The sequence below is a fragment of the Clostridium fallax genome, assembly GCF_900129365.1.
Lineage (GTDB): Bacteria > Bacillota > Clostridia > Clostridiales > Clostridiaceae > Clostridium_AH > Clostridium_AH fallax.
In genome coordinates, this window is the sequence record NZ_FQVM01000005.1 from 121,222 (window position 1) to 133,581 (window position 12,360).

At 26.3% G+C, this 12,360-nt stretch carries 9 protein-coding genes; 3 read left to right on the plus strand and 6 right to left on the minus strand.

Going from position 1 to position 12,360, the window contains the following annotated elements; genetic code table 11:
- Positions 1–15 precede the first annotated feature (15 nt).
- From BUA70_RS04380 to BUA70_RS04395, 4 genes are all read right to left on the minus strand, one after another.
- Positions 16–1,974, minus strand: coding sequence for a DNA gyrase/topoisomerase IV subunit B (locus BUA70_RS04380; RefSeq protein WP_072893761.1), 1,959 nt, complete (start codon positions 1,972–1,974; stop codon positions 16–18).
- Between the two features lie 22 nt (positions 1,975–1,996).
- The gene (gene mnmH / locus BUA70_RS04385; protein WP_072893764.1) at positions 1,997–3,112 is read right to left on the minus strand and encodes a tRNA 2-selenouridine(34) synthase MnmH; all 1,116 of its coding nucleotides are present in this window, start codon (positions 3,110–3,112) and stop codon (positions 1,997–1,999) included.
- A gap of 151 nt (positions 3,113–3,263) precedes the next feature.
- The gene (locus BUA70_RS04390; protein WP_072893767.1) at positions 3,264–4,652 is read right to left on the minus strand and encodes a glycosyltransferase family 2 protein; all 1,389 of its coding nucleotides are present in this window, start codon (positions 4,650–4,652) and stop codon (positions 3,264–3,266) included.
- Between the two features lie 261 nt (positions 4,653–4,913).
- Complete coding sequence (locus tag BUA70_RS04395; protein WP_423236767.1) at positions 4,914–5,192, minus strand: DUF1294 domain-containing protein; 279 nt, start codon at positions 5,190–5,192, stop codon at positions 4,914–4,916.
- Positions 5,193–5,545: 353 nt separating this feature from the next.
- On the opposite strand from BUA70_RS04395, the gene ytaF reads away from it, so the two are divergent.
- Positions 5,546–6,133: a sporulation membrane protein YtaF gene (gene ytaF / locus BUA70_RS04400; protein ID WP_072893771.1), complete on the plus strand. Its 588-nt coding sequence runs from the start codon at positions 5,546–5,548 to the stop codon at positions 6,131–6,133.
- Positions 6,134–6,296: 163 nt separating this feature from the next.
- Here ytaF and BUA70_RS04405 read toward each other — a convergent pair whose 3' ends face one another.
- Positions 6,297–8,246, minus strand: a complete 1,950-nt coding sequence (locus BUA70_RS04405) for a methyl-accepting chemotaxis protein (protein ID WP_159429639.1) — start codon at positions 8,244–8,246, stop codon at positions 6,297–6,299.
- Between the two features lie 254 nt (positions 8,247–8,500).
- Between BUA70_RS04405 and BUA70_RS04410 the strand changes: the two genes are divergently transcribed.
- Positions 8,501–8,767, plus strand: a complete 267-nt coding sequence (locus BUA70_RS04410) for an ATP cone domain-containing protein (RefSeq protein WP_072893777.1) — start codon at positions 8,501–8,503, stop codon at positions 8,765–8,767.
- 105 nt (positions 8,768–8,872) lie between these two features.
- Here BUA70_RS04410 and aspA read toward each other — a convergent pair whose 3' ends face one another.
- Positions 8,873–10,279 (minus strand): aspartate ammonia-lyase, encoded by a 1,407-nt coding sequence (gene aspA / locus BUA70_RS04415; protein ID WP_072893780.1) that lies wholly within the window; start codon positions 10,277–10,279, stop codon positions 8,873–8,875.
- 483 nt (positions 10,280–10,762) lie between these two features.
- On the opposite strand from aspA, the gene BUA70_RS04420 reads away from it, so the two are divergent.
- Positions 10,763–12,052: an NCS2 family permease gene (locus tag BUA70_RS04420; RefSeq protein ID WP_083573455.1), complete on the plus strand. Its 1,290-nt coding sequence runs from the start codon at positions 10,763–10,765 to the stop codon at positions 12,050–12,052.
- Positions 12,053–12,360: the final 308 nt, after the last annotated feature.

Sequence of the window (12,360 nt, forward strand, 5' to 3'; positions counted from 1 at the left end):
TTATTAGTATATAATCTAAAATTCACCATACTTATACATATAATTTTTTCTTGGCTCTACTACATCTCCCATAAGAAGTGAAACCATTTTTTCCGCTTTAGATGCATCTTCTATTGTAACTTGTATTAAAGTTCTAGTTTCTGGGTTTAAAGTTGTTTCCCAAAGCTGCTCTGGATTCATCTCTCCAAGACCTTTATATCTTTGTATAAGTGCCCCTTTTCCTATTTCTTTTTTTGCCTTTTCAAGTTCTTCATCACTATAAGCGTACTTCACTACTTCACCACTTTTAGTGTTCTTATAAACTTTATATAACGGTGGTTGAGCTAAATACAAATGATTATTAGCAATAAGTGGTCTCATATAACGATATATATATGTCATCCATAAAGTTCTTATATGGTATCCATCTACATCTGCATCACTCATTATTATTATTTTGTTATATTTTAAATCTTCCTCTTTATAATTATCTAAAGTTCCAGTACCAATTGCTGTGTTAAATATTTTTAGCTCCTCTGAACCTAATACATTTTCAAGCTTTTGTTTTTCCGTATTCATTATTTTACCTTTAGATGGCATTATTGTTTGGAATCTTCTATCTCTAGCTTGTTTTGCAGAACCACCTGCTGAGTCTCCCTCAACTACTATGAATTCATTAACAGAATTATCTTTTAATGTGCAAACTGCCACTTTACCAGCTAAAGGCGCTGCACCTTTACCTATTTTTTTCTTTTCTGCGTCATTTATTTTTTTTATTTTTTCTCTTCTTGCAGCAGCATCTAGTGCGTTATTTATAATACTTGTAGCTATTTCTTTATTATCTTCTATCCATTCACAAAGTTTAGTATAAGCTAAATCATTCATCATAGTATAAGCTTCGGTATTACCTAACTTTGTTTTTGTTTGTCCTTCAAAAACTGGATTAGTTATTTTAATTCTAACAATAGCAGTTATACCTTCTCTTAAATCATCACCTTCAAATTCTTTATCTTTTTCTTTTATAAGTGATAACTTTCTTGCCCACTCTTTAAAAGCTCTAGTCATACCAGTTTTAAATCCAGTTTCATGAGTTCCAGCTTCCGTTGTTGGAATATTATTAACATAACTTGCAATATATTCTGTTGTAGAATCTGTAAATTGCATACAGATTTCTCCATACATATTAATATTTGATACTGTTCTTTCCCCTTCAAAAAGAATAGGCTGTTGATGTATTGGTGTTTTGCTTTCATTTAAATAGTCAATAAAATCAAGAAGTCCCCTTTCTGAAAAGTATTCTTTTTTAACTTCTTGATCTTTTCTATTATCTATAAGCTGAAGTTTTATTCCCTTATTCTGGAAGGCTAATTCTTGAAGTCTTTCATCTATAACGTCAAACTTAAAATCTATTGTAGAAAATATAGTATCATCTGGCATAAAAGTTACTTTAGTTCCAGTTTTTTTTGTTTCTCCTATAATTTCTAATCCTTTAATAGGAGTTCCTGGCATAACTTTTTTTAGCTCTTTATCATAAGCATTTTCAAATCTTTGCTTATATATTTTGCCATTTTGATAAACCTCAACTTCAAGCCATTTAGAAAGAGCATTTACTACAGCAGCTCCTACTCCATGAAGACCTCCTGAGGTTTTATAGTTTTTATTATTAAATTTACCACCGGTATGTAGTTCTGTAAAAACCATCTCTACTCCAGATTTCTTTTTTATTGGATGTATTCCTGTAGGAACTCCTCTACCGTTATCCATTATAGTTACACTTTTATCTTTATTTAAAATAACAACAGCTTTATTTCCATATCCATTAGATATTTCATCTATAGCATTGTCTAATATTTCCCAAATACAATGATGTAATCCCTTTGATGATGTAGAGCCTATATACATTCCTGGTCTAACTCTAACTGGTTCTAATTTTTCAAGGGAAGTTAAATCTGTAACATCATAACTAATATTTATCTTCTCTTTATCTGAACTCATAATTTGCACCTACCTATTTTTGTTATCCTTTATAAGTGGTTTGAATAAATTCATCATTTAAAAACTCACTTCCATTTATAATTTCTAATGTACTATTTTCTTTTAAATTATTATATATATCAATTAATTTAGCAACTGCCTCTTCAATAGATGATATATGTATTTTATCTAAAAAATCTCTCTTTTTTGAAGCTCCCATATACATAGGATCATAATATTTTATCATTAAATCCTTTGCCACTTCTTTAAACTCATTATTATTTACTAACTCTTTATATTTTTCAATTCTTTCTTCATTTATATACTTTTTCATATTATCTAAGGCTTTATTTATTTTTAAATTGGCATTTTCAAAGTCTGTATACTCTTTTACTAATCTTTCTGCTCTAAAATCTAAATCAGCAGTTATATAAATATTCCTTGATTTTAATATTTTATTCCAAATTTCATCTGGCATAATAATCTTACAGATTCTTCTGCTTTCCCCTTCTGTAAATACCAAATTACTTTTTCTATTTTTAATTTGCTCATAAACTAGAGATTCAAACATCTTTTGAGAATTACATCTTCCAAGTCCAACTCCTCCTAATAAAGAACCTCTATGATTAGCTGCTCCTTCAAGATCTAATACATCATAACCTTTGTTTTTTAATTCTTTGAGCATATCAGTTTTTCCTATGCCAGTATTTCCATATAATGTTACAAGCTCAATATTTTGAAACTCTTTAATTAGTTCTGCCTTTAAGCATTGCCTATAAGCCTTATATCCTCCTTGAAGTTTATAGATGTGGATTCCTAAAGAATTCATAAGAGCATGAATACTTCCACTTCTCATTCCACCTCTTGCACAGAATACTACTATTTTTTTCCCCTTATTTTCATTATAAAGATTTTGTATTCTACTAAAGATTTCTGGTAACCTTTTAGAAATATATTTTATCCCTACTTCCTTTGCAATTTCTGTACTTTTCTGTTTATAAACAGTTCCTACATCTTCTCTCTCTTCATTGCATAAAATAGGAATGTTTATAGATCCTGGTATAGTTTCTTCTTCATATTCCTTTTCACTTCTAACATCTATAAAAATGCAATTGTCTATATCTTTTAATAATTCGCTGTAGCTTTCAATTCTATACAACGAATTCACCGCCTTTCCTACACTAATTAAGTATAAATATATCTTTATTTGTTGTCAAACACTTGTTCGCAGGTTGTTATTAAGCAAAAATAAAGAACACTATGATTTTAATCAAGTGTTCTTCATCATTAAAATTTATTCTTTCTTAAAATTATACTTCGTAAATACCTATTTGTCTAACATGCTTAGTGTGACTCCACTCTTTATTATTTTTATTTAATATTCCTTGAACTGTTATAGGTATCCAAGTTAATGTATATAATGCATACAATAAATATCTAAAGAATAATAAAGTATTTTCTTTTCCAGTAATTAAGTATGTAAGTAATAGGAATCCTAAATTATAAGCTAAATAAACTCCACTTACAAACCAAATGCTTGAACCTTCGTGTATAATTTCTGGGAATACAAATACATTTAATGAGTAAAATAATATAAGAACAAATAAAGGTTTTCCAATCTTTCTATCCTTAATTAATATATAAGGTGTTATTATAAATTGTACTGCACTAAATATTTTCCAAGTAGTATTATTAAATAAATCATTTATAACAAATATATTTAATCCTGTTGTACAATTTTGTGCAACAGTTAATATCATTGATACTGCTAATAATAAAGTTACAAATGGTTGAACTACATATAAAGCACAATCAAATGTTACAAAGCTTCTTTCTTTTATTGCCTTTTTTATAAGCTTCATAAAGTATCTTGATGCTACATCTGAAAATCCTTGCATCCATCTTTTTCTTTGATTCCATGATTGCTTTAATGTAAGAGGTTTTTCATCATAAACTATAGCATCATGAGCCCAACCTACTTTCTCTCCATTTAAAACAAGTTTACAGCTAAATTCTAGGTCTTCTGTTAAGCATGTAGCTCCCCAACCTAATTCCTTTAATATATCAACATCTACTACAAATCCAGTACCACCTATTTGATTTGATAATCCTATATTAGCTCTTGCTAATTGGAATAATCTATTTGCAGACCAGAAAGCTATTGAATAACTTTGAGTTATCCAAGAATCACTTGGATTTTTAGAATCTATATAGCCTTGGACTACTTTATAGCCTTCACACATTTTTGCATTCATTTCCATTAAGAAATTATCTGAAGCTATATTATCTGCATCAAAAATAGCTATTGCATCAAACTTTTCATCCATTTTAAATATTTTATCAAACATCCATTCTAAAGCGAAACCTTTTCCTCTTTTTTCTTTGTTTGATCTTTCAAAAACTCTTGCACCATGTTCTCGTCCTATTTTTGCCGTACTATCGGTACAATTATCCGCAATAAGGAAGATGTCATATAACTCTTTAGGATAATTTTGATGTTTTAAACTTTCTATTAAGTTAGCTACAACCAATTCCTCATTGTGAGCTGCTATAATTAAAGCAAACTTTTTCTTAGGCGGATACTTTTTAACTTCCTTCTTTCTATGAAATCCAAAAAAACCCAGTACTAAATAGTACATAGTTAAAATGAATATAGAAATTTGGAAAACCGCTGTAGCTGAAAAGATAAACTCTTTCATTTAACTCACTCCTAATTTTTTAGTATGCTATTTTAAATTACCTTTTTTGTTTCTTTTCACATAAAATACCATTTTCTTTTGTAGATTTATCTATATATCATACTTCATATAATATATTTCAAATATAATTAAAAATCAAGTACTTATATTATTAATTATATAAGTAACTTTTATAAATTCTTATGATATTTATTATATTAACATATTTATATAAATAAAAATATTGTTTTATCATTTTTAAATGTTAAATTTTATTTTTTTTTAATTGATTAATAATTTTCTATAATGCAAATAAAAGAGGAAATTTAATTGAATTATTAAAATAATAGGTAATCCATATTTAAAATACCAATGTTTCGTTTTATGTCTAAACCTATACATACCTAGTGTTTCTCCTAAACTTCCACCTAATATTGCTAAAAAGAAAATATTTTTTTCTTTTATCCTCCATTTCTTTTCTCTTGCTCTTTTTTTATCTAAAAACATTATTAAATATCCTAAAATATTTATTACCAATAAATAAATAATAATCATATTCATATTATAACTCCTAAAAATTAATTTAACATTAAATATAAATTTTATTTTTATTAACTATCTAAAAATATTACTAAAATTTCTTCAATAAAACAATAATATTTTTGTAATGCTTATATATTTAAATACTTTTTATTACATTTCCCTATTTTGATAAGAATTTTCAAACAACTTTTATTGTCAAAATATTTATATATTTCATATATACTTCTTAGATTTTTATTAAAAAATAGAAATTTTTTCAATAAATTGTTTATATAAGTTATAGATTTGCCTATTAATATTTATTTTGTTAAATACTATCACCATTTAAAAGCTTCATTAATATATTAAAAATATACAAAGGAGGTTTTTAAATGGATATACTTTCAGCATTATTATTTGTATTTTCTTGTAGTATTGATACATTTATAGTTGCAATAGCTTATGGAATAAAAAATATTAAAGTAAGTACTGGTGCTAATTTAATAATTGCATTTATGTCTGCCTTAGGAACTTTGGTATCTATGAATTTAGGATTATATATATCTAATTTTATTCCAATAAAATATATAAGTATATTAGGAAATTTATCTCTCTTATGTGTGGGGCTATACTTTTTTATAGATGGAATGATAAAAAAAAGAAGAGCAAAAAAGCAAGATTATATACTATATTCCCCTGAGAAAGCGGACCAAGACTTATCTGGCTATATAGATTTTAAAGAATCTATAACACTTTCTTTAGCCTTATCTATCAATAACTTCGCTTTAGGAATTGCAGGAAGTCTTGCTGGATTAAACCTTTTAATTACTACTACTATAACTTTTATTTTTTCTATAATATTTATTCCTTTAGGAATAGTTATTGGAAAAAGATTTATGAAAAAATCTATTAATGATAGTAGCTCTATAATATCAGGATTAATAATAATTATAATATCTTTTCTTCAAATAATAATTTAATACATTAAAATATAAAATAAATTATCTATAATATAAAGTTATAAATAAACTCACTCTTTTATAAAAACAAATTTAATCTATCCTTACATGAAAAGAGGAATGCCCAAAATAATTTTACATTATTTTTTTGCATTCCTCTTTATTAAATTATTTTTATAACTTATTAATACTTAAATTTTTCAATTTGACTTTGTAGTTTTTCTGCAATATCACTAAGTTCTGCTGAATGGTTTGTTAAGCTTTCAGTATTAGAATTTACCTCTTCAACAGTTGCAGATACTTCCTCTGTACTAGCTGCTATCTCCTGAGCTACAACTGATACAGAATTTATCTTATCTACAGCAGCATCTTTTCCGCTGGATATTTTGTTTATCCATTCCACTACTTTTTCTACTTCTAAGGATAAGTCTTTAACTCCTAATAATATTTCATTAAATACATTTTTAGTTTCATCTACTGATTTATTTCTAATCTCAAAGCTCTCATCTGCATTATTTAAGGCTTCCATTACCATATCATATTTAATTTGCATTTCTTCAATTATACTGCCAATTTCTTCTGTAGAAATCCTTGATTGTTCTGATAATTTTCTTATTTCATCAGCAACTACTGCAAATCCTTTTCCAGCTTCTCCTGCTCTTGCCGCTTCAATTGCTGCATTTAAAGCTAAAAGATTTGTTTGTTCTGTAATATCTGTTATAACCTTTGTTATATTACTAATTTTTCTGTTACTTTTATTTACTTCATTAACTACATCATTAACTTTTCTAGAAGCATTTCTACTATCATTAGAACCTTCTTCTAAAATTTTAATCATGCCTATTCCTTTTCCAGTTAGATTATCTGATTTTAGAGCAAGTTCTTTCATAACTTCAGTTTCAGATATTACTTTATTAATCATGTCTGCTAAACCATTCATCTCACCAACACTATCTTGAGAATTTCTAGCTTGATCTGTAGAGCCGCCTGCTATTTCTTCTATAGCTTGAGCTATCTGATTCATAGCATCTCCATTCATACTTGTCATTTCAGCTAGACTTTTAGAAGTTTCAACAACAAATTCTGTAGTATTTACTGTTTCACCTATTAAAGCGCCTATAGAATCACAAAATCTATTATAATCATCAGCTAATTCCTCTAATTCATCTCTTGAATTAACTATTACCTTTTCGCTAAAGTTTCCTTCTGCAGCTCTTTTCAACCCTTCTTTTATTTTATCAATATTTTTTGTTAAATGCTTATTGAAAATAATAGCTAATAAAATTACTGCTACTAAAATAATAACAAATAATATTAATGAAGTTTTTAAAACATTATTACTTTCTTTATTAATTTCATCATTTGTTATTGTTGAAATTAATTTCCATCCTGTTAATTTATCTGTATCAAATATTGCTATTTTATTTTTTCCTTCAAAATTATATCTTACTATTCCATCGTTATTTGTTGATACTTCCTTCCAAAATGGTAATTTTGAAAATGTATCTTTTCCTAAAAATTCACTTTTATTATGTGATACTGTGATTCCATTTCTATCTAATATATATATATATCCTGATTCACCAATCTTAATATTGCTTAATTTATTTGAAAGTTTATCTATATTTATATCTATCCCTAAAACCCCAACTAAATCATTTCCATTATAAACAGCTTTAGATAAAGTTATAACATTATTGTTATCTACAACATCTAAATAAGCATCACTAATATTTATTTTATTCTGTCCTTCAACAGCCTTTTTATACCAATCTCTATTTGATCCATCATAGCTTTCCCCTAAAATCCCACTAAGAGAAGAATATAATTTTCCATCTGCAGTAGAGAAATATACATCTTTTATAAACTTATTACTTTCTTTAACACTATTTATAACATTTTGAGCATATGTTTCAACTTCTAAGCTTTTATGTATATCTATAATATTTTTATTTTGTGATAAAATTTCTACTTGATCTATAAATTCATTGAAAAATGTATCTACTGTATTTTCTGCAAGACTTAAATATTCTTTAGAATTTTGTTCAAATTGGTTTCTCATACTTTTATTAGTTTTTATAAACTGTATTCCTCCTAGGATAACCATAGGAATTACAGATAAAATTATAAACATAATTAAAAGTTTAGTCCCCAATTTTATATTCTTCTTTTTCATAATTACTAACCAATTCCTTTCTATATCTTCTTCTAATTCAATTAAATTATCGTATATTTTTTAAATAAATTAATGTTATTTGACTATTTTGTAAAAATCCTTATAAAAATTTGTTGTATTTTGTACATTTTAAAATATTGACAAATGTATAAACTCTATTTTATTTTCATATAATTTTAATTAATACTTATTTTTATGGAAAGGAGATATTTATGAAAGTTATAAAAAGAAATGGTCGAACTGAAGAGTTTAACTTTGATAAATTAAAAACATCAATATATAGTGCTTCTTTAGAAGCAGAAATTCCTATGACAGAAAGTGATTTAAAAATAGTTTGTAATAATGTTTTAAAGATTATAGAAACCATAAGAAAGGATAATACTTCTAGTTATGAAATTTTTTCAGTAACAATTAATACTCTTATAGAAAATAATTTTTCAAAGGTTTCTAATTCATATTTCTCATTCTTACTTAAATAACTGTAATTAATAAAAAATTATTCTAAAAAAAATAAAATAGGTATAGGTTCTTTTAAAAACCTATACCTATTTTATTAAGAAGTAAAAATATAATATACTAATAATTTATAAAACTTTTTTTCCTGGTATTCCTGGATGAATCATTGCCATAGCATCTAAAACAGTATTTACTTCATCTTCTTTAAATATTCCTTCTTCTAAAACAATATCTTTAACAGCTCTTCCAGTTTTAATAGCCTTTTTAGCTATTCTAGCTGCTTCTTTATATCCAATATAAGGACAAGCTGCTGTAATTATTCCTACACTCTTTTCAACTAATTCCTTACATCTTTCTTCATTAGCAGTAATTCCCTTTATACAATTATCTACAAAGGTATGAATTCCATTAGTTAATGTGCTTATTGATTCAAATAAATTGTAGAATATAACTGGTTCAAAAGCATTTAATTCTAATTGACCTGCTTCTGCAGCCATAGTTACTGTCATATCATTTCCTATTATATTAAATGATATTTGATTTATAACCTCAGGTATTACTGGATTTATTTTTCCTGGCATTATAGAGGAACCATTTTGTTTTGATGGTAAATTTATTTCTCCTATACCTGTTCTAGGACCTGAAGAAAGCAATCTTAAATCGTTTGCAATCTTAGATAAAGTTACTGCACAAGTTTTAATTACTGATGACACTTCTACATATTTATCCAAATTTTGAGTAGCATCTATTAAGTTATCAGCTTGTTTTAGTTCAAGATTTGTAACTAAACTTAAATTAGGTACTATTCTTGTTTCATAATTTTCATCTGCATTTATACCAGTACCTACTGCTGTTCCTCCAATATTTACAGTTCTTGCTACATCAATAGCCTTCTTTAATCTTCTTATATCCCTCTTAACAGCAGAACTATATGCACCAAATTCTTGTCCTAATGTTAATGGAACTGCATCTTGAAGTTGAGTTCTTCCCATTTTTATAACATTACTAAATTCTTCAGCTTTTCTATTAAATGCATCATCTAATATTATTAAAGCATCAACAGCTCTATCTAATAATTTTATTGTAGTAATATTTCCTGCTGTTGGTATTACATCATTAGTTGATTGTCCCATATTTACATGGTCATTTGGATGAACAACGGAATAATCTCCTTTTTTTCCACCTAATATTTCAATTGCTCTATTTGCAATTACTTCATTAGCATTCATATTCATTGAAGTACCTGCTCCACCTTGAATTGGATCTACTATAAATTGATCATGAAGTTTTCCTTCAATTATTTCATCACATGCAATTATTATTGCTCTCCCAATTTCTTTGTCTAATACTCCTACTTCCATATTAGACATTGCTGCAGCTTTTTTTATTTGAGCAAGACTTACAATTAATTCTTTTTGTAATTTTTGTTCAGTTATTCTAAAATTTTCTGCACCTCTTAATGTTTGCACTCCATAATATGCTTGTTCTGGCACTTTCATTTCTCCTATTGAATCACTCTCAACCCTATAATTCATATATAACACCTCTTATGCAATAAATCTTTTATTTTTTTGTTAAACACGAAATAATTACTTCATACCTTTATTATATATCTACCAATTTTTATTGACAACGTTTAAGCAAGTTTTTCTTCACTTTTTATTTTAAAAAAGTGATTTATGCAATTTAACCATCATTTTTGTGACACTTTACGATTTAATCCCTTACTTTTTTGGCACTCTCTTAATTGAATTTATTTCCATTATACTTTTATATGTATTTTTCATTAATTTTATAGAAAAATATATATTATATGAATTTATTAGATTTATCTTAATAATCTTATATTTATTTTTTCACAATAACCCCTTTATCTTTCATATTCTAGTAATTTAAATATTTTCATCTTATAAATTTAATGAAAAATATATTTATTTAATTTATAAAACGTGTTAGAATATACATGCATCTTTATGATGTGGGCGGTGGAAGGGACCAATTTCGAAAGAGAGGATATTATGAACAAATTTTTTCAACTAAAGAAAAACAATACTTCTTTAAAAACAGAAGTTATCGCTGGTCTTACAGCCTTCTTTTCAATTGTCTATATAATCGCTGTAAACGCTAGCATATTACAGGATGCAGGTATACCTATAGAAGCTGGTATATTAGCAACTGTATTTTCATCATTAGTAGGATGCTTTTTAGTTGCTATTTTCAGTAATGCACCACTTATAATAGTTCCTGGAATGGGAATTAATGCTTTATTTACTTATACAGTAGTAGGTAAATTAGGTTTAGACTACAAACAAGCTTTAGCAGCAGTATTTGTTGCTGGTATACTTTTTATAATAGTAGCTTTCTCTAAACTTTCAAAAATTCTATCAGAAAGTATACCTCATGGTCTTAAGGAAGCGATTACAGTAGGTATAGGTTTATTTATTGCTTTTATAGGATTCCAAAAGGGAGGATTAGTTGTTTCTCATCCAAATAACTTTGTTACATTAGGTAACTTATCTTCACCTATGGTTTACGTTACAATAATAAACTTAATTATTACATTATTTTTATTTGTAAAAAATGTACCTGGTAACTTCTTAATAAGTATAATCTTAGGAACTGGTACATCTGCACTTTTCGGACTAATTGATTTTTCATCATTAGCATTTACAGCACCATCTTTTAGTGATTATTCAGGTGTATTTATGTCAATGGACTTTAGTGCTATAGGAAGTATACCTTTTTGGACTGCTACATTCTCTTTAGCATTAGTTTTAGTTTTTGAAAATTTAGGACTTTTACACGGTCAAGTAGTAGGAATGCTTAATTCAGAAGAAAAACTTTCTCCAGCTTTTAAAGCTGTTTCAATCTCAACATTATTCTGTGGAATTTTTGGAACAAGTCCTACAGTATCTACTGTTGAAACTGCAGCAGGTATAACTGCTGGTGGTAAAACTGGATTAACTTCTGTAATTACAGGATTATTATTCTTATTAACATTATTGTTTATGCCATTTATAAAATTAATACCAAATAGTGCAATTGCACCTATTTTAATAATAATAGGATCTCTTATGATCTCTAATGTTTTAAATATTGATTTTAAAGATTATACAGAAGGTTTCCCTGCATTTTTAACAATTGTAATGATACCGCTTACCTATAGTATTGTAGACGGTATTGCCTTTGGATTCGTTGCATATCCTATTTTAAAAATATTTAGCAAAAGATCTAAAGAAGTATCAATTGCTATGTATGTAGTGTCTGCTATATTCTTATTAAATTTTATTCTTCATTCGGCATATTAAAATGCTAAATCAAATAAAGTAGCCATTAATTTTACATAGTATTAAAGAGAGTTTGAATTAAAATAAACCTTATTTAAGGATATTTTAATTTTAAAACTCTCTATTTATTTTAACGTTAAAAATATATATAAATTAAAGTTATAAGTTTAAGTTTACTTTTTCTTTTAATAACTAAACTTAACATATTGTAAATTTAATAATAAAAATATTTTTTGTATTTTTATTATTTTTTTATTAAATTTCATTATTTTTATTTATTTATCTAATAATATATAAATATTTTTTATTTTATTTTATTTTTAACAATA